21 protein-coding genes and 1 tRNA gene are annotated in these 24503 nt (G+C 56.5%); 10 read left to right on the top strand and 12 right to left on the bottom strand.

The annotated features are described in order from the left end of the window. Nucleotides 1-10 precede the first annotated feature (10 nt). Both queA and HDF14_RS09990 read right to left on the bottom strand, forming a co-directional pair. The gene (gene queA, locus HDF14_RS09995; RefSeq protein ID WP_183976032.1) at nt 11-1105 is read right to left on the bottom strand and encodes a tRNA preQ1(34) S-adenosylmethionine ribosyltransferase-isomerase QueA; all 1095 of its coding nucleotides are present in this window, start codon (nt 1103-1105) and stop codon (nt 11-13) included. 108 nt (nt 1106-1213) lie between these two features. Further along, complete coding sequence (locus tag HDF14_RS09990; RefSeq protein WP_183976030.1) at nt 1214-1864, bottom strand: lysophospholipid acyltransferase family protein; 651 nt, start codon at nt 1862-1864, stop codon at nt 1214-1216. 137 nt (nt 1865-2001) lie between these two features. Here HDF14_RS09990 and HDF14_RS09985 point away from each other — a divergent pair, with 137 nt between their 5' ends. Continuing rightward, nucleotides 2002-3498 (top strand): outer membrane beta-barrel protein, encoded by a 1497-nt coding sequence (locus tag HDF14_RS09985; protein ID WP_183976028.1) that lies wholly within the window; start codon nt 2002-2004, stop codon nt 3496-3498. Nucleotides 3499-3530: 32 nt separating this feature from the next. On the opposite strand, the gene HDF14_RS09980 is transcribed toward HDF14_RS09985, so the two are convergent. The 4 genes from HDF14_RS09980 to HDF14_RS09965 all read right to left on the bottom strand — a co-directional run bounded on the left by HDF14_RS09980 (nt 3531) and on the right by HDF14_RS09965 (nt 7520). Further along, nucleotides 3531-4772 carry an ABC transporter permease gene (locus HDF14_RS09980; RefSeq protein WP_183976026.1) on the bottom strand — a complete coding sequence of 414 codons (1242 nt, stop codon included), beginning with the start codon at nt 4770-4772 and terminating at the stop codon, nt 3531-3533. Beyond that, nucleotides 4765-5697, bottom strand: a complete 933-nt coding sequence (locus HDF14_RS09975) for an ABC transporter ATP-binding protein (RefSeq protein ID WP_183976024.1) — start codon at nt 5695-5697, stop codon at nt 4765-4767. Before HDF14_RS09975 ends, HDF14_RS09980 begins: the two co-directional genes overlap by 8 nt. Before the next feature lie 117 nt (nt 5698-5814). Continuing rightward, nucleotides 5815-6213 (bottom strand): ester cyclase, encoded by a 399-nt coding sequence (locus HDF14_RS09970; protein ID WP_183976008.1) that lies wholly within the window; start codon nt 6211-6213, stop codon nt 5815-5817. A 74-nt stretch (nt 6214-6287) separates the two neighbouring features. After that, complete coding sequence (locus HDF14_RS09965) at nt 6288-7520, bottom strand: MFS transporter (protein ID WP_260698160.1); 1233 nt, start codon at nt 7518-7520, stop codon at nt 6288-6290. 101 nt (nt 7521-7621) lie between these two features. On the opposite strand from HDF14_RS09965, the gene recG reads away from it, so the two are divergent. Continuing rightward, nucleotides 7622-10018 carry an ATP-dependent DNA helicase RecG gene (gene recG / locus HDF14_RS09960; protein ID WP_183976006.1) on the top strand — a complete coding sequence of 799 codons (2397 nt, stop codon included), beginning with the start codon at nt 7622-7624 and terminating at the stop codon, nt 10016-10018. Between the two features lie 52 nt (nt 10019-10070). On the opposite strand, the gene HDF14_RS09955 is transcribed toward recG, so the two are convergent. Then, nucleotides 10071-10517 carry a response regulator gene (locus HDF14_RS09955; RefSeq protein WP_183976004.1) on the bottom strand — a complete coding sequence of 149 codons (447 nt, stop codon included), beginning with the start codon at nt 10515-10517 and terminating at the stop codon, nt 10071-10073. A gap of 656 nt (nt 10518-11173) precedes the next feature. Beyond that, nucleotides 11174-12148, bottom strand: a complete 975-nt coding sequence (locus HDF14_RS09950; protein ID WP_183976002.1) for a PhzF family phenazine biosynthesis protein — start codon at nt 12146-12148, stop codon at nt 11174-11176. Nucleotides 12149-12473: 325 nt separating this feature from the next. On the opposite strand from HDF14_RS09950, the gene HDF14_RS09945 reads away from it, so the two are divergent. The 3 genes from HDF14_RS09945 (at nt 12474) to HDF14_RS09935 (ending at nt 13883) form a co-directional block, all read left to right on the top strand. Then, entirely contained in the window at nt 12474-13130 is a 657-nt protein-coding gene (locus HDF14_RS09945; protein WP_183976000.1) for a peroxiredoxin, read from the top strand. Between the two features lie 46 nt (nt 13131-13176). Continuing rightward, nucleotides 13177-13252, top strand: a tRNA-Cys gene (locus HDF14_RS09940). A gap of 451 nt (nt 13253-13703) precedes the next feature. After that, nucleotides 13704-13883: a hypothetical protein gene (locus HDF14_RS09935; RefSeq protein ID WP_183975998.1), complete on the top strand. Its 180-nt coding sequence runs from the start codon at nt 13704-13706 to the stop codon at nt 13881-13883. A gap of 142 nt (nt 13884-14025) precedes the next feature. Here the strand turns inward: HDF14_RS09935 and HDF14_RS09930 are convergent, their stop codons facing one another. Genes HDF14_RS09930 through HDF14_RS09920 form a run of 3 tightly spaced genes read right to left on the bottom strand, consistent with a single transcriptional unit; the run spans nt 14026 to nt 16579 of the window. Next, nucleotides 14026-14841 carry a YsnF/AvaK domain-containing protein gene (locus HDF14_RS09930; protein WP_183975996.1) on the bottom strand — a complete coding sequence of 272 codons (816 nt, stop codon included), beginning with the start codon at nt 14839-14841 and terminating at the stop codon, nt 14026-14028. Between the two features lie 42 nt (nt 14842-14883). Further along, a complete protein-coding gene (locus HDF14_RS09925; protein ID WP_183975994.1) occupies nt 14884-15324 on the bottom strand; it encodes a YsnF/AvaK domain-containing protein in 441 nt (146 codons plus the stop codon). Nucleotides 15325-15370: 46 nt separating this feature from the next. After that, a complete protein-coding gene (locus HDF14_RS09920) occupies nt 15371-16579 on the bottom strand; it encodes an OmpA family protein (RefSeq protein WP_183975992.1) in 1209 nt (402 codons plus the stop codon). Between the two features lie 427 nt (nt 16580-17006). Here HDF14_RS09920 and HDF14_RS09915 point away from each other — a divergent pair, with 427 nt between their 5' ends. From HDF14_RS09915 to HDF14_RS09895, 5 genes are all read left to right on the top strand, one after another. Next, nucleotides 17007-17483 carry a DUF1348 family protein gene (locus tag HDF14_RS09915; protein ID WP_183975990.1) on the top strand — a complete coding sequence of 159 codons (477 nt, stop codon included), beginning with the start codon at nt 17007-17009 and terminating at the stop codon, nt 17481-17483. Nucleotides 17484-17542: 59 nt separating this feature from the next. Then, nucleotides 17543-18007 carry a DUF4126 domain-containing protein gene (locus HDF14_RS09910; protein ID WP_183975988.1) on the top strand — a complete coding sequence of 155 codons (465 nt, stop codon included), beginning with the start codon at nt 17543-17545 and terminating at the stop codon, nt 18005-18007. Next, nucleotides 18004-19410 carry an FAD-containing oxidoreductase gene (locus HDF14_RS09905; protein WP_183975986.1) on the top strand — a complete coding sequence of 469 codons (1407 nt, stop codon included), beginning with the start codon at nt 18004-18006 and terminating at the stop codon, nt 19408-19410. The genes HDF14_RS09910 and HDF14_RS09905 overlap by 4 nt, the downstream gene beginning before the upstream one ends. A 61-nt stretch (nt 19411-19471) precedes the next feature. Next, on the top strand, nt 19472-19897 hold the full coding sequence (locus HDF14_RS09900; protein ID WP_260698159.1) for a helix-turn-helix transcriptional regulator: 426 nt from the start codon (nt 19472-19474) through the stop codon (nt 19895-19897). Nucleotides 19898-20077: 180 nt separating this feature from the next. Continuing rightward, nucleotides 20078-23410, top strand: a complete 3333-nt coding sequence (locus HDF14_RS09895) for a TonB-dependent receptor (protein WP_183975984.1) — start codon at nt 20078-20080, stop codon at nt 23408-23410. Nucleotides 23411-23447: 37 nt separating this feature from the next. Here HDF14_RS09895 and HDF14_RS09890 read toward each other — a convergent pair whose 3' ends face one another. Continuing rightward, a complete protein-coding gene (locus tag HDF14_RS09890) occupies nt 23448-24461 on the bottom strand; it encodes a tetratricopeptide repeat protein (RefSeq protein ID WP_260698158.1) in 1014 nt (337 codons plus the stop codon). Nucleotides 24462-24503: the final 42 nt, after the last annotated feature.

The raw sequence follows: 24503 nt of genomic DNA, 5'->3' as shown, positions 1-24503 counted from the left end.
AAATCGCGCCCTAGAGAAGCAGCATGCAGTCACCATAGCTAAAGAATCGGTACTTTTCCTGGATAGCGTGTTCATAGGCCGCCCTTATCAGTTCTCTTCCAGTCTGACTTCCTGCGAAAGCGCTTACCAACATAAGCAACGTCGATTCTGGAAGATGGAAATTTGTGAGGAGGCCGGTGACGATCTTGAACTCGTGGCCGGGGCTGATGAAGATGCTGGTCTGGCCGGAGTGCGGCATAAGAATCTTCCCTGCGGATGTCCGGGCGCAGTGTTCAAGTGTACGGGTCGTAGTGGTACCAGCCGCAATGACCCGGCGGCCCTCTCGGAGTGCTGTGTTGATGGCTGTAGCCGTAGCCAGAGGAAGCGTGTAGTGCTCGGAGTGGAGGCGGATGTCTTCGAGTTTTTTGGCGCGAACCGACTGGAAGGTGCCGAGACCAACGTGCAGGGTAATGGTCTCAATCTGGATACCGTTTTGTTTAAGCTGAGCGATAATTTCCGGCGTAAAGTGCAGGCCGGCAGTCGGGGCGGCGGCACTTCCAGAGTGTTGAGAGAACACCGTTTGGTAACGGTCGCGATCGGCCTCGCTATCCTCGCGGTGGATATAGGGCGGTAGAGGCATGTGGCCTATTTTGTTGAGGACGGCGAGGAAGTCTGGCACTGGGGAGAAGCGGAGGGAGCGTTCGCCGAAGTCGGAAGCGGAGAGAACTTCGGCTTCCAGCGCGGGTCCGACTTCGTTAGGAGCATGAAAGAGGAGGCGTTCGCCTTGTTGAATCTTTCGACTGGGGCGGACCAGTGCGGTCCATTCGTTAGTGGTAAGTTGCTGGGTTAATAGGACTTCGATGCGGCCTGAGGGATCGGGGGAGTTGTGCTGGGTTTGGGAGCCGCGGGCGCGGGTGGCGTAGAGGCGGGCGGGTAAAACACGGCTATCGTTGAGGATAAGCAGGTCGCCGGGTTGGAGAATTTGGGGTAGATTGCGAAAAAAATTGTCGTGGTAGCGGCCGGTGTTTCGGTCGAAGAGGAGCATGCGGCTGGAGCCGCGAATCTCCGGTGGGGACTGGGCTATCAGCTCTTCTGGGAGGTCGAAATGGAAGTCGGATACGAGCAATCTATGTCAATTTTAGCGGTGAAAACGTGGTGAGTTGTATGGTGAAACGTGGTGAAGAGATGGTGTTTTGCATGGTGAATTTCGTCTTCGAAAAATACGCCAACTTCCCTAACTTTTTTTTTGGGAATTATTCTTTCGGGACTCGGCCAGTTCGACGGAGCGATCGAGGGCGGCTTGGACGGAGGACTCGTCGGCGGTGGTTAGTAGGGGCCAGCCTATGAAGACTCGGGAGAAGGGCTTGGGGATGAGGAAGCGGTCCCAGGAGCGAAGCTGCCAGGCGCGCTCGGGCAGGACATAGAAGGTTCCGACCGGGCTGTCGACGAGCTGGGCCAGTTGTGTGACTCCGGGTTTGGCGACCATGGCGGGACCCCGAGGGCCGTCCGCGGTGATGGCGCAGTACTGACCTGCCAGATAGGCGCGGTGCATATTGCGCAGGCCAAGAGAGCCCGACCGTGAGCTTGAGCCGCGGATGGCCACGTAGCCGAGGCGTTGTACCGTGCGAGCTATGAGTTCCCCGTCGAAGCTGGGGCTGATGAGGATGGCGATGTTGTGGTTGCGGAAGTGCCAGGCGCTGGTAAGCAGGCAGCGGTGCCAAAAGGCATAGACGGCCGGCGGCGGCGCGTCGAAGCCTAGCGGGGCGCCGGGGTCGCGAACATCTTCGAACCGGAGGGTCACGCCGAGGAGACAGATCGCAGCGCTCGCCAGGCGCGGGACGATGACGAGGGCAAGCCGTTGCTTCAGGGTGTAGGTGGAGGCCACTTCGTCCAGTTTACCTGCGCGCCCTGCTCGCAGAAGTTATGGAAGAGATTCGGGGAAAGTCGGGAAAACTGTTGCTCCCTTTACGATCAATTTACTGCGACCGTGGTTTGATTCTCATGTTCGCCAGAGGCCTCCCTATGCGCCGCTTCAATCGACTCATCCTTTTCTCTCTTTTCGTCGCTCTGTTTTCCGGGATTGTCGGAAACGCACAGACCGCAGTCGCTCCGCCCTCAAATGCCGACGTTGAGGAGCTAAAGCAGACGGTGCGTGATCTCGCCTTGCGGGTAAGTGCGCTCGAGGCGGAGTCGCAGAAGCAACGAACTGTCGGGACGACAGAGATGGCGTCGCTGAGACCAGCGGTGCTAACGTCTGCTCCGGCCGCAGACATTCGCAGAAGTGTCGAAACTGTGTCCAGCAGCGGCGCAGCTCCTGTGCCGGTAACAGTGACAGCAAACCCTCAAACTCCGGCGGCGCAAAGTTCGCCAGCTGCCGCCATCCTGCCGACGGAGCTACCCGGGGGCGCCACGCTGAACTATATGTTCGATGGGTATTACGGCTACGACTTCGATCATCCGATCGGGCGGGTGTTGTATTTGAGGGCCTACGATGTGCTGAGCAATGCGTTCAGCGTCAACCAGGCCGATGTGGTGTTCGCGCTTGACCCTGATGTCGCGAATGGACGGCGGTATGGAGTTCGAGTGGATCTGCAGTTTGGACAAGCTACCTCAACCTTGCAGGGAAATCCGGCGAACGAAGCACGGCCGGATATTTACAGGAATATCTTTCAGGCTTACGGGACTTATGTTGTTCCCTTAGGTAAGGGCCTTACGGTGGACTTTGGCAAGTGGTCAAGTTCGCTAGGCATCGAGGGGAACTATACGAAAGACCAGGTCAACTACTCACGGTCGTTCTTTTTTAATTACTTGCCTTTCTATCAGGCGGGTCTTCGAACCAGCTTCAAGGTAAACGACAAGCTTGCGCTGAACTATTGGGTGGTGAATGGAACCAATCAGACCGAGCCGAATAACTCATTCAAAGACGAGCTGTTTGGGTTTACGGCACAGCCTACGAAGAAGATCTTGTGGAACTTTAACTATTACCTGGGACAAGATCATCCTGATAGTCAGCCTGCTACAAATTGCACGGCGCCCGTGCAGCCGGGACTGTGCCTGCAGGCTATCAACCCTGCGCCGGATGGGAAGATACACATCTTCGACAGCTATGTGACCTGGAACGCGACGCCGAAGCTGACGTTTTCGCTGGAGGGCGACTACGTGATTGAGCGGCAGTGGGCGCATGCGGAACCGGGCGAGTCTTCGGCTCCATCGCATGTGGATGGCGGCGCGGCCTATGCCCGTTACCAACTGACACCGAAGATGGCGTTGGGAGGGCGAACGGAGTATCTGTCGGATCGCGGCGGCTTGTTTAGTGGGACGACTCAGGCACTGAAGGAGTTTACCGGGACCTATGAGTACAAATTTGGCGAGGGCTTCCTGACGCGTGTGGAGTATCGAAGAGACTGGAGCAATGTTCCTTACTTTTTGACGAACAAGCCTGGGGTGTTATCGGCTGATCAGCCTACCTTGACCGTCGGTATGGTGTGGTGGGTTGGAGGCAAGCAAGGGGCCTGGTGAGTTTTACGCTTCACAATCAGCCCGGGCGCAGTTTAGCTGTATTTGAGCCAGCGGAGGAGTTCTGAAAGGTTGGGCTTTTTGCCGTACATCAGAATCCCGACGCGATAGATGCGGCTGGCGACCCAGAGAATGCTGACTATGGTGAGGCTCATCAGAACAAAGGAGAGGCCAATTTGCCAGGGTGGCACGGTGGTGAGCGAGATGCGGAAGTTCATTAGCAAAGGACTGCAGAATGGGATCAGTGACACGATCTGCGCGAGGGTCGAATCAGGGGCGCGAGTGATGACAAAGATCATCAGGAAGCAAAAAGCCAGAGGCAGGACGAGGAACATGTTCAGTTGCTGCAACTCTTGTTCGGAGTTGGTTATCGCGCCCAGGGCGGCCGCGATGCTCGAGTAGACCAGAAACCCGAAGATGAAATAGATGACGAAGAAGAAGATCTGCGTGGCGCTAATGGGAGCGTGGCCTCCACCGATCAGGTTGGTCGCGAAGGGGGTTGCGCCGAGGGCGGCCGCAGCGAGCATCCACACCGCGATCTGAGTGAGGCCTACTGAGCCGACGCCAAGAATCTTTCCGGCGAGCATCTCGTCGGGCTTAATCGTCGAAAGCATCACCTCGAAGACGCGGCTGGTCTTCTCTTCGATGATGGAGCGTGCCGTGTTCATGCCGTAGAGCATGATGACCATGTACATGAGGAAGAAGAGGAGATAGGCGGCGCCGAAGGCAGTGCGGCTGTCCCCGGTTTTGCTCGTGTCGATGACAACTGGTGCCATGAGCGCGTCGATATCGGAGGCGCCCATTCCCTGTCGGGTGAGCCCTTCGCGAGTGATGACGTTTTTGATGGCGGCCGAAAGATCGTCTTCTGTCGTGACGTCGCCTGCCGAGCGTGGAACGTATGTGAAAGCCGGGCGCGTGTTGCTCTGCGAGGGCGGGGTGATCCAGAGATAGCCGGTAAGATCGCCGTGCTTGCTCGTCAGATTCTGATCGAGGGTGGCGCGAGTGTCGTCACCGTTTGAGGTTGATGGGGCGAGGAGGTCGACCGTCATGCTGCTGCTTTTCCCGGTCAGAAGCTCATGCTTGAGATCAGCAGCAAAGTTGGCATCGGACGAGACGACGACGATGTGTGCGGAGGATTTTGTTCGCGATGCGAGATAGCCGCTGCCGAAGACAAAGCCACCCATGAGGAGCGGAATAAGGATGGTAGCAACAAGGAACGCCTTGGTGCGAATGCGCTCCAGATACTCGCGCCTGGCGATGAGCCAGATGTTATGCATTGACGTGAACTCCTGCAGACTGCGGGGTCTGCGATGTTTCGGTTACTTTTTCGATAAAGATCTCTTCAAGCGTCGGTTCCATCACTTCGAAGCGAGTGACGCGGGCTTTGACGATTGCCGCGGCAAGAAGCGCCTGTGCGTCGGCACCTTCCTTGAGACGGATCTCGGCGTGTCCACCGTAATTCTTTGCCGAATGGATGGTGGAGTGATTGAGGAAGGAGTCGTCGCCGGTGAAGTTGATGAGAACGCGGTTGACCGGGTATCGGGACTTAATCTCACGCATGGAGCCCGAAAGTACGAGATGGCTGTTGTGAATGAGGCAGATGTTGTCGCAGAGCTTTTCGACCTGATCCATGCGGTGAGTGGAGAAGAGGATGGTGCGGCCTTGTTTGCGAAGGTCAACGAGGGTGTCCATGAGAAGGACGGCGTTGACTGGGTCCAGGCCGCTGAATGGCTCGTCCATGATGATGAGCTCAGGCTCGTGCAGGAGGGTGGAGATGAACTGGATCTTTTGCTGCATCCCCTTGGAGAGCTCTTCGGTCTTCTTGTGGATCGCTTCCGTGATCTGCAGCTTTTCGCACCAAACATGTGCGCGCTTCGAAGCAGTAGTGGCGCTGAGGCCGTGGAGCTGGCCGAGGAAGGTGAGTTGATCCATCACCTTCATCTTCTTGTAGAGGCCGCGCTCTTCGGGCAGATAGCCGACGCGTTTGAGAAGGCTGCGATGAAACGGTTGGCCGAAGAGGCTGATGGTTCCGGAGTCGGGGACCGTGATGCCGATGATCATGCGGATGGAAGAGGTTTTGCCCGAGCCATTGGGGCCGAGGAGACCGAACATGCTGCCGGGTTCTATGGTGAAGCTGAGGTCGGCTACGGCGATCTTGGTGTCGTAGGCTTTGCGGACATGTTGCAGTTCTACGATGGACATGGGTTCTCTTCTAAGCTGAGTTTATCAGGCGATTCTGCAGCCGGGCGCTGGTGCACGCAGCGACATTGTGGCTTCGCGGAGGCAAGCCCGTGAGAATCTACTTCTGTGCAGGGGCAATTATTCGAGCTGTTTGTACATCGTGGTGAAATCGAAGTTATTCCACGACTCGACAATCTTTCCGTCTATTACGCGGAACATCGTCATGCCATGGAACTTGATAGGTTTGCCTGTGGCGAGCTTGCCGGCGAGGGCTTCCCCGGTGTGCGTGCCAGTGACGAGGCAGCGTGCCGCCGTCCTGTCTCCGTCGATGATGGATTCTTCCACGTTGATGTGAAGGTCCGGAAAGGCGGAACGGAATGACTTGTGGAAGGAGCGGAAGGCGGTCAGTCCGTCCACCTCCCTTCCTTCGGGATGCGTGAGGCCGTGGCCTACGGTGTGAGGAGACATCATCTCGTCGATGGCATCTTCGCGGCCTTTGTTCCAGACTTCTTCAAACCAGCGCTCTGCGAATGTCATTAGGTTCTCCGCTCCCTCGAGGCGTTTAGTTACGCTCCAGAGGTGACGGAATTATAGGCTCTGGTCGGTACCAGCTAGAGGACAGAAAGCTTTTCGGCGATTTGGGTGTCGCGGTGTTTGCGGTCTAACTTCGCCGAGATGAGGGCGAGCAAAAGAGTGAGAATGGTGACGAGAATGCTGGCGATTGGGAGTTGGCGGTAGGTGTAGCCAGCGGTGAGCATCATGCCGCCGAGGGAGGCTCCGGTTGCGTTTCCGAAGTTGAAGGCTCCTTGATTGAGGGTCGATGCCAGGTTGGGCGCGGCGGCAGCCTGGTCGACGATGCGGGACTGAAGCGGAGCTCCGGCGGCGAACTGAATGGCTCCCCAGAGGAGGATCATCGCAATGGCAGGAACGACGTGGGGTTCGGCGTAGTAGAGGGCGATAAGGGATGCTATGAGGGTCAGAAGTGCGCCGATGAGGAAGGTCATGGGACGCCAATCGCTGAGCGTGCCACCGAGAAAGTTGCCGACGGTGATGCCGACCCCGAAGAGCAAAAGCGTAAGCGTAACGGTGTGTGGGGAGACCAATGTGACGGCTTCGAGCGCGGGGGCAATGTAGGTAAGGACGCAGAAAAGCGAGGCCGAGGTGAGAACGCTCATGGCCAGAACCAGCAGAACCTGTGGTTTGCGGAGGACTCGGAACTCATGGAGCAGGCCGCCGGAGCCTGGGGCTTGTTTGGGGACGAAGAAGAAGACCGCCGTGGCCGCGAGAAGGCCGATTGGGACGATAGCCCAGAAGGCGAATCTCCAGCCGTAAGCCTGGCCTAGGGCCGTTCCGACGGGAACTCCCAGGACATTGGCCAGGGTGAGGCCAGAGAACATCAAGGCGATCGCCTGGGCGCGTTGATTGCGGGGGACGAGACCCGCGGCGACTACACTACCAATGCCGAAGAAAGCTCCGTGGCAGAGGGCAGTGAGGACGCGGGCGGCGAAGAGGAGGTTATAGGTGGGGGCGATGGCGCAGGCCAGGTTACCGAGTGTGAAGACGCCCATGAGGAGGAGAAGCGCGAGCTTGCGCTCCAGACGAGCGGTGGCGATGGCTACGATGGGCGCGCCAATGGTGACAGAGAGCGCGTAGCCGGTGACCAGGACGCCGGCCTTGGGGATGCTGACGTGAAAGTCGTCGGCAAGGTTGGGCAACAGGCCCATGATGATGAACTCGGAGGTGCCGATGCCGAAGGCAGCTATGGCCAGCGCCATCAGAGGCGTATGCAGCAGGATGTTTTTGCGCTCCGCCGTCGTTTCTGGATTCGCTTCAAAGCCTGGCATTCTTTTATTCCAACATATCTCCTGTCAATACGTGTCAAAACGAAGAAATTGTTGGAAGAGTCCAGGATTTGGTCGCGCCCGGTTCTTGGTAGCATCGGTCTGTGCTGGAACTTTCTACACCTATCAAATTTGTGAAGCTCGTGGGGGAGCGCATTGCCGTCGAGCTTGCCAAGCGCGGCGTTGAAACAGTGGAGGATCTGCTCTATCACCTGCCGTTTCGGTATGAGGACCGACTGAACCCGGTGCCGATGAGTGCGCTGCAGGCGGGGACGATGGCCTCGGTGATTGGCGAGGTGCGGGGGGCGGTGCTCCTGCAAACACGGCATATGCCGTTGTTCGAGATGACCGTAGGACAGGGTCTAAGCACCGTAAAGTGCATGTGGTTTCGCGGCACGTATCTTCGGGATAAGTTTCATGTGGGGCAGATGGTTGCGCTCTACGGAAAGCTTGAGCCGTCGCGAAGCAGCGCAGGCAAGTTCAAGATGATTCAGCCGCAATTTGAGATCCTACCTTCTGGTGGCGGCGCAGATGCCGAGTTTTCGATGCTCGAGGTCGGGCGAATCGTGCCAGTGTACGAGTCGTTGGGAGGAACTACCGCGTGGGGTGCAAAGCTGGGCTCGAAGTGGTTGAGGCGCGTTATCTGGGCGCTATTCGAGGAACTGGGGAAGCAACAAGTCAGCGAGCCGACGGCCCATCAACAGGTCGAAACTTTGCCGGGAGCAATGCGTGCAAGACTCTCGTTTCCGGATCGGTTGAAGGCTCTGAAGGCGGTGCACTTCCCTGAGGCAGGCACGCCTATGGTAGAGCTCATGTCGGCGACAACTCCGGGACATCGGCGTCTGATCTTCGAGGAGTTGTTTTATCTCGAGTTGGGCTTGGAGTTGAAGCGACGGCGGATGCGAGAGCGCGAAGGGACCGCGTTTGTGACGAATGTGAAGGTGCGGGAAGCGATCAAGCAGGTGCTTCCCTTCCACCCTACCGCGGCGCAAAAACGAGTACTGGGTGAGATTGCCAGCGACATGCGCCGGCCACAGCCAATGCGAAGGCTATTGCAGGGAGATGTTGGCTCGGGTAAGACAATCGTCGCGATGCAGGCGGCGCTGGTCGCGATTGAGAATGGCTACCAAACGGCCTTGATGGCGCCCACCGAGATTCTGGCGACACAACATTATCTTTCCGCGAGGAAGTTGTTGGGAGAGGTGCTGTCGCCGCGAACTGGAAGACCTTATCGTGTGACGCTGCTGACCGGATCGCTCGATGAGGCGACAAAGCGGGAGGCGCGTGGAAGAATCTTTCGCGGTGAGACCGATCTCGCAATTGGGACCCATGCGCTCATCGAAGATAAAGTTGACTTCGACAAACTTGGTCTCGTGATCGTCGATGAACAGCATCGGTTCGGCGTGCAGCAGCGGTTTCGTTTGATGAAGAAGCCGGGGGCGCTTGATCCGGATGTGCTGGTCATGACGGCGACGCCGATTCCGCGAACGCTTGCGTTGACGCTGTACGGCGATCTCGATGCAAGTGTGATCGATGAGCTGCCCCTTGGGCGCACTCCGATCGTGACCAGACGGACAACAGAGGAGCGAGCAGAGGACGTCTGGAAGTTCGTCCGCAAACAAGTTGAAGCTGGACGACAGGCTTATATCGTCTATCCCGTAATTGAAGGGGCAAAAGATGATCAACCGGAGTTGGACTTTCCGCGGGATCCTGAACCCGATGCGGCTGAGGCAAGCCTGAAGGCTGGAGCAACGTCCTCCGCCGCGTTGCGGAATGGCAGCGAAAAATCAACGACGGGCAAGAAGGCCAAAGCTATGAAGTCCAGCAGTACGAGGGTCAAAAGCTCAAAAACCTCATCGAAGACGGAGAAGTTATTCGAACCGAAGAAAGCGCTTCGTGCCGCAACGGATATGTATGAGGAGTTGCGCCTCGGTCCATTGAGTGGACTTCGCCTTGGGCTGCTGCATGGACGTCTCAGCGCAGACGACAAGGATGTAACCATGCGTCGCTTTCAGCGAGGTGATCTCGACGTGCTGATTGCGACGACGGTTATTGAAGTAGGCGTGGATGTTCCAAATGCTTCGGTGATGGTGATCGAACACGCAGAGCGGTTCGGCTTGGCGCAGATGCATCAACTGCGGGGACGTGTTGGCCGTGGAGCGGCGAAGAGTTTCTGCGTGTTGATGACAGCCGGAAGAGTGAGTGAGCAGGCCGAGGCGCGACTGGATGCGATGGCACGCACCCAAAATGGCTTTGAGCTTGCTGAGCTGGACTTGCAGCAGCGCGGCCCCGGTGAGTTTTTTGGAACGCGCCAGGCGGGTATGCCGGAGTTTCGCGTTGCCAACCTGATACGCGACCGGGCGCTGCTTGAGTTGGCCAAGATAGAAGCCGCGCGGTTTGCGTCAGAGCCGGACCCAGCCGTTTCGAGCCAAGAAAAAGATGCGGTGTGGGCGCGGCTCAAGATGCAGTGGCAGCGGAAGTACGGTTTAGTTGAAGCCTGAACCTCCCGCTGCTTGCGCAAGTTCTGACGATGCGCCCACGCACGAAAGAGCGTCAGCTTGCAGTGGCGTGGGTGAATGCGCCAAGCGACGCAGACTGCGAGGGAGCCGGGACAGCCTTTTTGGGTCCACGCTTGCGGGCTACCAGAACGCGGATTCTCTCGATCATCTCCGCCGGCGAAGAGGCACCCTTCGGAAGAAAGACGTCGGCATGAAGAGCACGATCGAAGGCATTGACGGTGCCGGAGACGATCATTGCTGGCAAGCCGGGATGAAGTTGTTTGGCGCGACGGACCAATTCGTTGCCGTCCATCTGCGGCATGATGAGGTCACAAAGGATCAGATCCAGTGTGCCGGGAAGATATTGATCGAGAACGGTCAGGGCCTCCTGCGCGCTGTGAGCGGCGACTACGCGGTAGCCACGGGTTTCGAGAAGGAAGGTGCGAACTGAGAGAATTTGTTCATTGTCATCTACACAGAGAATCGTCTTCTTGGGGCGCATGCAGTCTCGCTTCTGCCGGATGCCACCTTGTGGTGGTCGCGGCTGATGAGCCAGCCTGACGCGTCTGCTGGTTTGCAGGCGTGCCGGTCTGGTGTTCAAGGTGACCCGTGGTTCGGCCGATGTAGCTCTTCGGCGCGTAGTGGGTCCGCTGGTCCGGAAGAGGAAGAACGGAATGAGCAAAGCTCTTCCGTCTGCTCCACAAGGGGATCAGGGCCCATTGTCCAGCGAGCTTAAGCTGCCGAACCTCGGGGTGCGAGAGAGGCCGTAGGCCAGCACAGGTTGCCACGCGGTTCCAGAAGCGCAGAAGGTCCCTCTGCTGCGGATACAGTGAGTGTCGATGCCAAAGATGCTGGCATCGAACTCACTGCGCGTGCAGACAGTAGGAGTGCGCTGGGGAGTCGCGACTGCGGGGCAGTCGGGCTTCTCTCAACTCAAATTGTCAGAAAACAGGCGAAAGCAATCATCTCCAACGACGCTTCATATTGCAATGTCACGTCGTCGTCAACGCTTTCCAACAGTACGAATGAGTCGCTCACTTGGCAAGCGGCGAAGTTTGAGCGAAGACGTCAAATATTAGAGCTTGCACATCCACCGGTCGCATAAAAGGTGCGTATTCATTGAGGATTAATGATGTGCTCCTGTTGAAATCTGGTGCATCACGGCAGGAAAAGGCGTCCGCTTGCAACAGGAATGGTGCGCCCACCGACGAACACTTTTGTCACGCGGTTGTCTTCAAGGGACGCGCTGAGATGAATTCGGCTGGGGCGAAGCATCTCGATTCCCTGCTCCAGGATGATCTGCTGCCCGCTGGCGACGCGGCCGTGACGCACGAGGTAGGCAATCGTGCAGCCTGAGGCAGAGCCGGTCGCAGGATCTTCGCCTGAATCAAACTGCATCCGGGCGTGCCATTGCGCTCCTGAGTTTGCATTAGCAGAAGCAATGCAGAAGAAAAACTTCGCGCCTACGCGGTCAAGAAATTGCCGAGAGTTTTGCGCGTTGATGCGGAGGCGGGTCGCAACCTTCATTGATCGCAAGGGCACGATGCAGAACGCCATCCCCGTGGAGACGATCTGCGCGGGTAGAGTTGGATCGAGATCTTCGACGGGGATATTGAGTGCGTTGGCCAAGGCTGCGCGCTCGTCGGAGCTGTTGAGAGCCTCTCCGAAGGTAGGTTCGTTTTGTCGCATAGTGCCGAAGACGCCGATCTCCCTGGGCTGCGGCGGACGGAAGCGAACCCTGATCGGCCCGACACCAAGATCGAGTGTGATCTCCTCCGCGCCGCGGAAAATTGGATGATTCAAATAGAGCCAACTGGCGGTACCCAGAGTTGGATGGCCAGCGAAAGGGACTTCTTCGGTAGTGAGGAAGATACGGACATGGACACCGCGTTCGCGTTCGATCTCCGGAGCGCGCGGGAGGATGAAGGTGGTTTCACTTAGATTGGTCTCGCGAGCCAACGCTTGCATCTCGCCGGAAGAGAGGCCTCGAGCGTCGGTGAAGATAGCCAGCGCGTTGCCTTCGAGCGCGCGTTCGGCGAAGACGTCCACCTGGGCGAAGTCGTAAGTGCGAGAGGCCGAAGTTTGGTATGCGGCAAGAGGCGCAGGGGCGACAGCAGGATCGTCATTTGACATGGAAGCTCCTCGGAAGTATGGTTTGGAAAGACTGCTGTGAGGCAAACCAGCCTCATGCTAGCTTAGCTGGCAGCGGGACAAAACATTTAGCCATGACGACGATGTCCAACACGATCACCACACTCTGCTGCTGCTGTTGCTGTAGCCCAGTGTGGGTGTGTGGATGAGCGAATCGAAGCAGGCATCTTCGAGCAGCACAGAAACCCACCCAAAGCAAATGAGCCGGGTGGTTTTTTACGTTTAGGCCCCAGCAACCAGAATCATATGTGGCGAGTAATCAATTAGAGAATGACAAATTGGGAGAACCCAAAGAAAGCGAATCGACATGTCACTCCGTATCAACGATATTGCTCCTGACTTCACTGCAGAAACGACTCATGGCACGATTCAGTTCCATGAGTGGATCGGCGACAGTTGGGCAGTTCTCTTCTCGCACCCAAAGGACTTTACTCCGGTGTGCACGACCGAGCTCGGCGCAGTAGCGAATCTTGAGAGCGACTTCGCCAGGCGTGGCGCCAAGGTAATCGGCCTTAGCGTGGACCCGGTCGGGAACCACCACAAGTGGGCTCTCGATATTGAAGAGATCGGTGGATCGAAGGTGAACTATCCGTTGATCGGCGACCCGGAGCTGAAGATTGCGAAGCTCTATGACATGCTCGCGGCCGATGCGGGTGACACGTTCGAAGGACGAACACCGGCCAACAATGCACCGGTGCGAACGGTTTTTGTAATTGGACCGGATAAGAGAATCAAGCTCACGCTCGCTTATCCCATGACGACTGGTCGCAACTTCGACGAGATCATTCGTGTGCTCGATTCGATTCAGTTGACGGCCCAGCACAAGGTGGCGACGCCCGCAAACTGGAAGCAGGGCGATGACGTTATCATTACCGCAGCAGTCTCGAATGAAGATGCCGATAAGATCTTTCCCGGTTACAAAACGGTAAAGCCGTACCTACGGACGGTGGCACAACCGAAGTAGAGGAAGACTTGCCTCGCCACGACGCTTCGTTGGCGTGGCGAACAGGGCACCGATGGCGAAGTGGCTAACGCGCTGGTCTGCAAAACCAGTATTCATGGGTTCAAATCCCATTCGGTGCTCCAATTAGCTCGATCGGGTTCATTCCCTTCGAGATCCACCCCAAAATACACATCCGCAGGGAACTGAGGATACTCTTCATTCATCCGCCTTTGGCGGTTATTACATGAACTGAGGAATCGCAGACGCGTCGACTCTGGATGCAGGAGGCGCTATCCCGAATGTTCTCGGATGGCCAACTGTTGGAGGGTAGGTGCGCTGCGAGGCAGTAGCTCGCCAGAGCACCACGACAGCAGCGCGACTGGGATACTCTCCCGGCCTCAAAGGCTGCTCTTTGGTTGGGTTCGTCGATTCGCCGGCTGTCACGTCGAATACGAGTGTAGTCCTCCAAAATTTTATTGCACCACTTTATATGCAACTTCTGTATGATAGCCAAAATTAACACTGCGTTGATGATGTATCTACATTCCTCGGTTTTGCGGAATGGCCCACTCTCTTGGTTGGAGCAGGTACCCTATGGCAGATGAATTGAAGAGCAGATTTATGAGGGCCAGGCTGGCCGCAATCGTCGAGCATGAGCTCCGCGAAGGCGGAAGCGATGAGGCGCGTTCTCACGTTGCAATCGTTCCACGGTTGGGTTACCTGGTGACGATCGGCAATGGGGAGTCAACGACGATTCGGCTGGTCCAGGACTGAGAGCCGAGTAGAGGCTGTCGATACGCGAAAGAGCGTGGAAACCGGAGCTTCCGCGTGCGATGAGTTGAGATCCGCTCGCCTTCGAAATGGGCCCTGCCCGGTGCCGGGGTGTTTTCCGGTCCGGGCAGGCCATCTGCGAGAACTACGTCCTGGCTGCTGGTGGGTTCTTTCCTGGAACGCGTTCAACTTCGACCTGTTGACGGCGCACTGTATCGTGCACTGTCTCGACCCGATCGGAGCCGGTCTTCCCAACGACAACCTCTTCCGCAACACGCGCCGTCTTGGAGACGACTGCCTGTTCGGAGGTCTCCAGCACTTCGATCGTCTGATCGGACCAGTCGATATCCTTCACGAAGTCTGGGTCGCTGACAGCGCGACGAACAACCTCCGCATGCTCCTCGTGCAGGGTCACCTGTTTTTCGACGGGCGTCTCGGTAACGAAGCGTCGGATACGCGTAGTTCCCTCTTCGACCAGACGCTTACCCACTTCCAGGTGCTCTTCGGCGAGGCGAATCACCTCGTTCTTCCCAAGGTCCGAGGTGACGGGCTTGGTGGGCACCGCAGCGGCAATCGCGGCGGGAACCGCGAGAGTTGCGGCGGACGCCTTCGAGATGACGCCCGTATCGACGGCACGGTCGGTTACGTCGACCAACTTGTGCTGGTTCAGGATCGCCATCGCTTTGGGAACATCTTCCTCCGCCGCGCGCAGAGTCAACACAACTCCGCCGGACTCAACTGCTTTTGCGTAGACTGTCGCTTCGTGCTGTGCGATATCGCTGCCAAACATGCGATGCCAGAGGCCAGGCTCGCGCAGGGCATCGCCGGCTTTGGGGAGATCCGAGCCGCTAAGAATGCTGATGTCGCCATCAGAAAAGCCCGCATGCTGAAGGTTCGCTTCGGCCGCTTGGGCATGTTCCGCTGTGTCAAATAGAGTCACGATCTTTTCGAAGTTGCTCATGAGTGTTTCCTTTCGCGGGTTAACTGCAACGGTTTGAGTCTCCTAATCGGGGACTTCAGAGTGTTCTATTGGAGTGCGGGCGACAAGGACTTCCTGCTTGCGCAGCGTCACCTGCTCTTGATGCCTTTCGGTCGTCTTAATGCGCCGAATATGCACCTCTTCCTTGAGCACCAGGCAGCGTTCCACTTTCAAAACTTCCTCAACGACAGGGATGATCGTGACGTCGCCTTCCTGACGTATGGATGGCATAGTCTCGATTGGTCGGTCGACCGGAACGTGCTCGACCTCCACCTTCTCGTGATTCAGCAGCTCATCGACCAACTGTTGATGGTCATGAGTGACTCGCGATACACGGACCCGTGCTGTTTCTACAACACGTTTGGCAACGGAGAATTGTTCTTCCAAAAGCGGGATAACGGTCTCCCGTTCGGCGTGCACGGCTGTCGTGTCGACCGCGCCCAATTTATCAAGGGACGGATTCATAGGTAGAACCTCGATGGGAAAGCAAGCGTCGAGGAACGCTCGCTCGCTATTTAGCGGTTACTAGAACGGAGATCCGCCGATTGCGTGCGCGGCCTTCTTCGGTAGAGTTGTCCCCTACAGGGTTGTGATCGCCATATCCCTTGGCAACCAGACGATTGGACGCAATCCCCATGGTCTCCAACTGGGCGACCACGGTATTGGCGCGGTCTTGAGAGAGCTTCTGGTTATGTGCGGCGTCACCGGTGTTATCGGTGTAGCCGCCGACGGTAAGGTGGACGTCGGGGCAAGCTTTGAGCGTCGCCGCGAAGTTGTTGAGTTGATCCGTCGACTGTGGCTGCAAAGTAGCCGAGTCCGTATCGAAGAGCAGACGGTCAAAGTCGACCCAGGAAGTTTTATCAGGTTTGTGAGCAGGGTCTTCAATAAACGTGACCACCTTCGCCTCCATGCCACGTTCTGGAACCCGTATGACACTTCCATCGCAAAGCTTGACATCGACCAACGAGCCCAGATCGACTCCATTGGAAGATGTGATTTTCGGAGCAACGGGAGCAACGACTGGCGCTGGGGTAGCAACCGCTACCGGCTCCGCTCGAGAGTGGAGCCACCAATAGCCCAGCAAAAGTGCAGCTACTAACAGACCCAGCAACCAGGGCAAGAAAGAGCGGCTTTTTTCTACCTGTACCGTCTGTGCGACTACGGGGTTGACGTCTACTTTGTGCGTAGTAACTGCAGCTGGACCGGCGGTAAATCCTACCGGGAGATGCCCTTGCAGCGCAGCACTCTCCTTTTGCAGGAACCCTGGAAGACTGCCCGCGTTCAAGCTGCCGTCACGGAATTTGTTCCCAAGCATGCTCAGAACCGTCGTACCGCCTAGCGACAGCAGAGTGGAAATTGCCGTTGAGCGCAGCCCACTCTGGCTGCTCAGTGCTTCGGTAATGGAGCCAAGTTTGCCGCCGAACACGCTGGAGAGCAATTGGTTTGCCCCGGAAAGAGAGGAGGAGTTTGGGTTGGTGAGAGCGTCGTGTGCGAGCGCGGAGGTGGCAGCGTTTTCCGGGGTCGACGTTGCCAGTTGAACAACTTGGCCGATGAAACCCTTATCGTTAGATTTCTGTGCGAGACCACTGACTACAGCAGCAATCGATGATTGAATGCCGCTGAGAACGGTTCGCTCTGACGCCCCGAAGTGGCTGGCAATGCTCTGGACCGCCGAGCTGGGGAATAAGTTGGAGAGAGATGAGAAGTAGGAATCTGGCATGGTTACTGCCTCCTCTAACTGAGAAAAGCCTGGCCCGCAATCCAATTCCGCAACCGATACTAGACGATCGACATCAAAAAAGCGAACGCTGGTAGCCATCTATTTGAATTCTTTTTTTTCAAAAGATATGCCCCATTTCAAAGACTCCAAAACTCTAACTAAGCGACGAGACATGGTCCCCAATAGTTTCAACTAACTCTAGTTTGCACATTAAGAGATGCAAACATATAGGCCGGCCAGTCATACGTCCGCCAAATCGAAGGCCGTAACATTAGGGACAGAAAAGCGGTCTGGGAGATCCACCACTCATAAGTTTATCGTCGTGGCTTTCTCAATACGTTTGATAGCTATTTGGTTGTCCACCGTTGTTCTCACTTGTTCTCTTTCACAGAGAATTTACGACCCATAGCCAGAAGGAGTTTCAGAAATGAGTAGTGAATCGAAGGTCTCTCTCGTCCCGCCGTTCACAAAAGAGACAGCAATCCTGAAGGTTCGTAAGGCCGAAGACGGCTGGAATACGCGCAACCCTGAGCACTGCTGCCTCGCTTATTCCCTCGACAGCAAGTGGCGTAATCGCTCCGAATTCGCCACCGGGCGAGAGGAGATCATTCAGTTTCTCACTCGCAAGTGGCAAAAAGAGTTGGATTATCGGCTCATCAAAGAGTTGTGGGCCTTTGGAGGCTCCCGCATCGCGGTCCGTTTCGCCTACGAGTCGCATGATGCAGCTGGACAATGGTACCGCTCTTACGGAAATGAAAACTGGGAGTTCGCGGAGGACGGACTGATGCATCATCGCTATGCCTGCATTAACGATCTTCCAATTAAGGAGAGCGAGCGCCTCTTTCATTGGCCGCTCGGCCGGCGTCCAGACGATCACCCAAGCCTTACTGAGCTCGGCCTCTAAGATCCGCGAGCAATGGTATTTTTCTTTCAAACTAAGTAACCTCCCACGACAGGAGCTTCATGTTCATACTTGTGCTTGCGTTTTTGATCGGTATTGTTGCGGGGCTTCGCGCTTTGACTGCACCCGCGGCAGTAAGTTGGGCGGCTCGCCTCGGTCTTCTGCCCCTTCAAGGCACCGCCCTCGCTTTTTTAAGTTATGCAGCGACGCCCTACATCTTCACGTTGCTGGCTATCGGAGAGTTGATCAACGATAAACTGCCGAAGACACCCAGTCGCAAAGTGCCCCCTCAATTCATCACCCGGATCATTACCGGCGCCTTCTCTGGAGCAGCCGTGGGAGCTGCACGTCAATCGTTAGCGATCGGCCTCGTCGGCGGCGCTGTCGGTGCAGTTGCCGGTACACTTGGAGGCGCAGCGGTGCGCACTAAACTCGCTGATGTGTTTGGAAGGGACCTTCCTGCGGCTTTGCTGGAAGATGCCGTAGCGATCATTCTTGCTATCGTGGTAGTCGCGAGACTCGGATGAGACAAGACTTCGACGCAATTGTCATCGGTGCCGGACAGGCTGGACCTTCGTTGGCGGGCCGACTCACTCAGGCCGGCTGGACGGTCGCCATGGTCGAGCGCAAGCTCTTCGGCGGAACATGCGTGAACGTCGGATGCACCCCCACCAAGGCAATGGTCGCGAGCGCACACGCAGCCCAAATCGCACGTCGCGGGAGCGACTTCGGAGTAGTCCGCAAAGAGCCGGTCGTCGTCGATATGAAACAAGTGCTGGCTCGCAAGAACGCGATCGTAATGAAGTCTCGCACCGGCGTTGAAAACTGGCTACGCGGTATGGAGCGATGCACCGTCTTTACGGGAGCAGCGAGCTTCGAGTCTCCTGACGAGATTCGCGTTGGTGACCAGGTTCTTCACGCAAAAAATATCTTTCTCAACGTCGGTGCGAGGCCTGCTGTTCCAGATATGCCCGGCGTTCGAGAGGTCCCTTTTCTTACCAGCACAACCATCCTCGACCTTGACGAGCTTCCGAAACATCTCATCGTCGTGGGAGGCAGCTACGTCGGGCTTGAGTTCGCTCAGATGTACCGACGCTTCGGGGCTGAGGTGACCGTCGTCGAGCGCAAGTCGCGACTCGTCCCCAACGAGGATGAAGACATCTCTCTCGGTGTCCAGGAGATCCTTCAATCCGAGGGGATTCAGCTTCGCCTTGACGCGAACTGTATCCGACTCGAGAACGAAGGCGGAGAAGTAGCGGTCGGCCTCGATTGCCTTGACGGTCACCCTCGGGTCGTCGGATCGCGCATTCTTCTCGCCGTTGGAAGGTCGCCAAACACAGACGATCTCGGACTAACAGCGGCCGGCATCAAGTCTGATAAGCATGGATTTGTAACTGTAGATAATCAGCTCCAAACTTCTGTCCCAGGGATCTGGGCGCTCGGAGATTGCAACGGAAGAGGTGCCTTTACTCACACCTCGTACAACGACTTTGAGATCGTAGCGGACAATCTCCTCGACAAAGCCTCCCGCCGCGTCAGCGACCGCATTCCTGTGAGTGCCCTTTACATCGATCCTCCGCTGGCACAGGTTGGTCTTACCGAAACCCAGGTACGTGAGAGTGGACGCGCTGCCCTGGTCGGAACTCGCCCGATGACGAAAGTCGGACGCGCTGTAGAAAAGGGCGAAACGCAGGGCTTCATGAAAGTGTTGGTGGACGCAGAAAGCAAAAGGGTTTTGGGAGCCGCCATTCTCGGAACAGGCGGAGACGAAGCAATTCACTGTATCTTGAGCACCATGTACGCGGGCGCCCCTTATACTACTCTTTCTCACGCCGTTCACATTCATCCCACCGTGTCCGAACTTATTCCCACCATGCTCCAATCGATGAAGCCGCTCGATACTACCGCGAAAGAGGAGAGTCGTCGTTGACTCGCAAACGCGAGCGGTTCAGGATGCCTCAGCTTCGCAAAAAGTGCTAAAACTATAGGCCATGCCGACTACCAAGCAAATGCTGACGCCTCGAGAAGCCTCTCGCATGTTGGGCGTGAGCTATCCGACCATCAAACAATGGATTCTGAGCGGTAAGCTGAAGACCGTTCAGACTCCGGGCGGACATCATCGACTGTCGGAGGAGGCCTTGAAGCCCTTTCTGATGAAAGACAAATTGAAGCCTATCGCAGAGTCGCGGCACCGCTATCGTCGTGTCAGCGGCAGAAATCAACTTGCCGGCAAAGTTGTAAGCATCAAGATACAAGGCCTTCTTGCCGAAGTGATTCTTTCGGTAGCCGACACACATGTCACGGCGATCATCACCTCAAACGCTGTGCGCGAGCTTCAATTGAAAAAGGGTGATTCTGCAGCTGCTCTTATCAAGTCGACTGACGTGATGATTGAGCGCCTCGACGATCCCTCTTAGCTACAATCTGTGGCTCAGCCGACCGATCTGCGAATCGTTTGACTATACGATTTAAATCGCATAACTTCATATTATTCAGTGGAACACGTGCGGGGAGGCCAGTCTTCAGCTCGACTGTTCGCGCTAATCCTTGTCATCACCGAGCGCACCTCAACCCTGCGTTTCCAGGAGCGGATTCCCATGAAGCTTCACCGCCTTTCTTGCGCCTTCTTCGTCTTCTCCCTGCTCAATGCGATAGCCTCCGCTCAGATCGCCGCCGATTTGAAAGGCCGCGTGCTCGATTCCTCTGGCGCTTCCATCGCAAATGCAGCGGTGGAGTTAACCGAATCTTCAACGAAACTGCATCGCTCTACAACCACCTCCAGTTCCGGCGATTATCTTTTCATCCATCTCAATCCGGGATCTTATAGTGTCGCGGTGAAGGCGCCAGGCTTTATGACTCTAAATCGTGAAGGCGTTTCACTCTTCATCGGACAGACCGTGAGTCTCGATCTCAGTCTCAGCCCAGGAGGCGATCAGCAGGTTGTAACCGTCAATAGCGATGCTCCCCTCCTGCAGGCGGAAACCAGCACCATTCAGACCACAATCCCCGGCATCATCATCACCTCCACACCGCTGAACACGCGAAACTTCATTCAGCTCACGACATTGGCTCCAGGTGTGGAGTTGCCTCCAGGCACCCTGCTTCCTCGTATCAACGGTGGCCGTCCCCGCACCAACGAATACATCTACGACGGCATCTCGGCACTGCAGCCCGAACCCGGTCAGGTCGCCTACTTCCCCATCCTTGATGACATTGCGCAATTCACCATCGAAGCCAACAACGTGCCCGCTGAGTTCGGTCGCTTCAACGGTGGCGTAGTCAACGTCGCCACTCGCTCGGGCACCAACACCGTACACGGCAGCATTTTCGAGTATCTTCGCAATGAAGACCTCAACGCCCGTAACTACTTCGCCCCGACGGGACCCAAACCCGAGTATCGACGCAACCTATACGGCGCCACCCTTGGCGCACCCATCCTCCACGACCGCCTCTTTTTCTTCGGAGACTACCAAGGGGTCAAGCAATACATCGGCCGCACCCTTACCTCTACAATTCCAACCGTCAACGAGCGTAACGGAATCTTCACTGGCGTCTCGAAGATCTACAATCCCGCTACGACAACTATCGTTAACGGGAAAAATGTCCGTCAGGAGTTTCCCGGCGACGTCATTAACATTCCTTTCGATCCCGCTGCGGAGGCTCTCCTCGCCCGCTACCCTACCCCAACCAACGGCAAAGCCGCCAATAACTACACCCGCACGGCGAATGACGCCGACCATCAGAACCAATTCGACGTTCGCATCGATGGAGCTTACGGGACTCGCGACCACGCCTTTGGCCGCTACTCCTACTACAACGAGGTAGAGGCGCCGGTGACCCCATTGCCTGATGGCAGCGGTCTAATCAGTGGTGCAGCTCTCGGCACCGGCGGCGTTCCGGGTCTGTCCAATGTACGGGGACAACAAGCTGTCGCCAACGAGAACCACGTCTTTTCCCCTCGCCTGGTCAACAACCTCACCGGCGGCTACACGCGTCGCAGCAACAATATTATTGGCCCCGAACTCGACAACACAGCATCCGACGCGCTCGGTATTCCCGGCATTCCCACCAATGCTGCTTTCAACAATGCACTTCCTCTCTTTACCTTAACTGGCCTCCAGCAGCTTGGCCCATCTGCAAGCACCTTCGCAGACTTTCAAACCTCCGTCTGGCAGATGGTTGACACCGTCGTCTACACTCGCGGCGCACATGCGATCAAAGCAGGTATCGATTTCCGGTGGTATCAGCTCAACACGGTCTCGCCGCCCAACCCCACAGGCTCCTTCGCCTTTACAACCACCGGTACCAACCAACAGGGAATCACCAATAGTGGTAACTCCGTCGCCAGCTTCCTTCTCGGTCAAGTCGACACCTTCCAGATCGACCTTCAACAAGCCACGATCCGTCCTCGCGACTATATTGAAGAATACTTCTTACAAGATGACTGGAAGGCCACTAATCGTCTGACGCTCAACATTGGAGCACGTTGGACCCTCCACCATCCATCAACTGAAAAGAACAATCAGGGAGCTGTCTTCAATCTCGGCACCCAGCTGCTTGACTACGTCGGCGTCGATGGAAACCCTCGCAGTGCCCGCGAACTTCACTACGACAACGTAGCTCCTCGCGTCGGTTTCACCTACATGCTCGACGAAAAGACCGTAGTCCGCTCTGGCTTCGGCGTTGTCTTCATCGACCAGTCCGGCATCACGACTCCCTTCACTGTCCCACAGTTCCCATTCATCCAGAGCGTCACACAGAAGACCCAAGACAGCGTCAACGCAGCATTCGCGCTCTCGCACGGTCCCTCAGTCGCCCCCATCCCACTCAACCAAAACGCCGGCCTTGGACAGAGTGTCTATACTGCTGATCGCGGCGCTGGTTCCGGATATGTCCAGCAGTGGAATCTCGCCGTCCAGCATGCCGTGACCAACAATCTCTCCGTTGAGGTCGCGTACGTAGGCTCGAACATCATTCACGTCGGCATTCCCGACTCCAACCTGAACCAGCTCACAGCCACTCAGCTCGCAGAGGGGCCATCCCTCCTGACTCCAGTCTCGAATCCTTACTTCGGCCAGCTTCCCCCTTCGAGTTCGCTTGATACGAAGACCATCGCCTCCGCGCAGCTCGTCAAGCCTTATCCTCGCTTCCAGAACGTCGCTACCTATCGCCACAACTCCGGCACCACTAACTACAACGCGATTCAGGCCAAAGCCGAGCAGCGCTTCTCTCATGGCATCTCGTTCCTCTTCGCCTACACTCACTCCAAACTCATCGACGACGCGTCCTCGGTCTTCTCCTCCACCGTTCTCTCCTCGCCCAACACAAGTTCACTCATCGCAGCAGATACTTTTCGCCCCTATCTGGAACGTGACTCGTCCAGCGGCGACATGCCCAACGTCACCTCTTTCAGCGGCATCTACGATCTGCCTGCAGGTCGTGGCCATCGCTTCGCATCGAGCGGTATCGGCAATGCGATTCTCGGTGGATGGAGCCTAAACACAATTCTGTCGCTGCAATCGGGAATGCCGGTCACGGTCACCCAGGCCACTAATAACAACTCTTTTGCCGGCTTCTCTCTTCAACGCCCAAACATCGTCGGAAATCCGAGACTAGCCGCTAATCTGCGTTCCCCTGCACACTACTTCAACACCTCTGCCTTCGCGACCGCCCCACAGTTCGTCATTGGCAGCGCATCCCGCAATCCAGTCCGCGGCCCGGCCTATCGTGACCTCGATCTCTCCCTCATCAAACGGACGCGACTCGTTGAAAAGGTCGACATCGAATTCCGCGCCGAGATGTTCAACGTCACCAACACGCCGGAGTTCTCGCAGCCCAACGGCAGCTTCGGGTCCGCCGCGTTCGGCACCATCACGTCGACTACAACCGACCCTCGTGTGGTGCAGTTTGCGATTCGAATTAGCAGATAGTCAGGCGTCCTTTGCTCTGCGTTGTATGACGCCAAAGCTATTTTGGATTTTCGACAGAGTTCTGGATGCTCTCCGCGCTTTTGTATTCACGCGTCGCGTCTTCTTTGCGTCCTAAAGCACGATAAGCCTGACCAAGCAGCAGATGAGTGAGATGGTTATTTGAATCCATGCGCTCTGCACGCAACAGATAATTAAGCGCCGTCAAAGCATCGTCGCGCTTCAACAAAACCTGCCCCAGCAGGATATATGGCGCAGTTGAATTCGGCTCCAAGAGAAGGGCACAGTTCAAAGCCTGCTGGGCATCTTCATATCGTAATGCTCGCAAGTAGGAATCTCCCAGACGTTCATAAACTTCTCCGTCCATCGGATTGATCTTTCGTTCGGCTTCAAACTCGACAACAGCTTCAGCCGCCTGCGACCGCGATAGTGCAAGCTGTCCCAGCAACAGATGCGCCAGAGGCAACTTCGGTTCAAGTTCGAGCGCTTTGCGTGTCATCTTCTCGGACTCGACCGGATAGTTGCGGCGGAGCAGCATACGTCCCATGAACAAATACGATGCAGCCGAGTCGGCTGGGAGCTTGTACTGTTGAGCAAAGATGCGGCGCGCGTCGTCATAACGATGGACATCGAGATAACAGACCGCCAAAACATAGGTTCCATCGGCGTTCTCGCTTGCGATGGGAGTATTCGCACGTTCAAGAAGAGGAATTGCCGCTGCCGGCTGTCCCATCCGATAGAGCGTCACGCCACGCATCTGCGTTGCTTGCAGATCTTTAGGATCTTGTACGATCGCTTTTTCAAAGGCCGAATTCGCGGCTGCAAATTCATTGCGCTGGTAGTGAATCATCCCGCGCATACGCTCTACTCCCGCTGGTTCCGGCTGCTGACTAGCCAACGCATCTAGCCGTGTCTCCGCTTCACTCAACTGACCACGAGAGATCAGCCGCTGCGTCTCCTCTATCGGACCACTACTCTCGGCAGAGCGCGTTGAACTCTCTAATCCGTTTGTGCCAGGGTTCTGCTGAGCGTTCGAATGAACGATGGAAACCATTCCCACATAGCAGGAAAAGCAAACCTTCATCAATCTAAGGTA

This window comes from Tunturiibacter gelidiferens (assembly GCF_014201335.1).
Classification (GTDB): Bacteria; Acidobacteriota; Terriglobia; order Terriglobales; family Acidobacteriaceae; genus Edaphobacter; species Edaphobacter lichenicola_E.
The sequence above is the reverse complement of the archived record's forward strand: the minus strand, read 5'-3'. Positions and strand labels throughout refer to the sequence as shown.

Coding starts and splice junctions, on each gene's coding strand:
- HDF14_RS09985 (WP_183976028.1), top strand. CDS start 2,002: ATGCGCCGCTTCAATCGACTCATCCTTTTCTCTCTTTTCGTCGCTCTG.
- HDF14_RS09980 (WP_183976026.1), bottom strand. CDS start 4,772: ATGCATAACATCTGGCTCATCGCCAGGCGCGAGTATCTGGAGCGCATT.
- HDF14_RS09975 (WP_183976024.1), bottom strand. CDS start 5,697: ATGTCCATCGTAGAACTGCAACATGTCCGCAAAGCCTACGACACCAAG.
- HDF14_RS09970 (WP_183976008.1), bottom strand. CDS start 6,213: ATGACATTCGCAGAGCGCTGGTTTGAAGAAGTCTGGAACAAAGGCCGC.
- HDF14_RS09965 (WP_260698160.1), bottom strand. CDS start 7,520: ATGCCAGGCTTTGAAGCGAATCCAGAAACGACGGCGGAGCGCAAAAAC.
- HDF14_RS09955 (WP_183976004.1), bottom strand. CDS start 10,517: ATGCGCCCCAAGAAGACGATTCTCTGTGTAGATGACAATGAACAAATT.
- HDF14_RS09950 (WP_183976002.1), bottom strand. CDS start 12,148: ATGTCAAATGACGATCCTGCTGTCGCCCCTGCGCCTCTTGCCGCATAC.
- HDF14_RS09945 (WP_183976000.1), top strand. CDS start 12,474: ATGTCACTCCGTATCAACGATATTGCTCCTGACTTCACTGCAGAAACG.
- HDF14_RS09935 (WP_183975998.1), top strand. CDS start 13,704: ATGGCAGATGAATTGAAGAGCAGATTTATGAGGGCCAGGCTGGCCGCA.
- HDF14_RS09930 (WP_183975996.1), bottom strand. CDS start 14,841: ATGAGCAACTTCGAAAAGATCGTGACTCTATTTGACACAGCGGAACAT.
- HDF14_RS09925 (WP_183975994.1), bottom strand. CDS start 15,324: ATGAATCCGTCCCTTGATAAATTGGGCGCGGTCGACACGACAGCCGTG.
- HDF14_RS09920 (WP_183975992.1), bottom strand. CDS start 16,579: ATGCCAGATTCCTACTTCTCATCTCTCTCCAACTTATTCCCCAGCTCG.
- HDF14_RS09915 (WP_183975990.1), top strand. CDS start 17,007: ATGAGTAGTGAATCGAAGGTCTCTCTCGTCCCGCCGTTCACAAAAGAG.
- HDF14_RS09910 (WP_183975988.1), top strand. CDS start 17,543: ATGTTCATACTTGTGCTTGCGTTTTTGATCGGTATTGTTGCGGGGCTT.
- HDF14_RS09905 (WP_183975986.1), top strand. CDS start 18,004: ATGAGACAAGACTTCGACGCAATTGTCATCGGTGCCGGACAGGCTGGA.
- HDF14_RS09900 (WP_260698159.1), top strand. CDS start 19,472: ATGCCGACTACCAAGCAAATGCTGACGCCTCGAGAAGCCTCTCGCATG.
- HDF14_RS09895 (WP_183975984.1), top strand. CDS start 20,078: ATGAAGCTTCACCGCCTTTCTTGCGCCTTCTTCGTCTTCTCCCTGCTC.
- HDF14_RS09890 (WP_260698158.1), bottom strand. CDS start 24,461: ATGGTTTCCATCGTTCATTCGAACGCTCAGCAGAACCCTGGCACAAAC.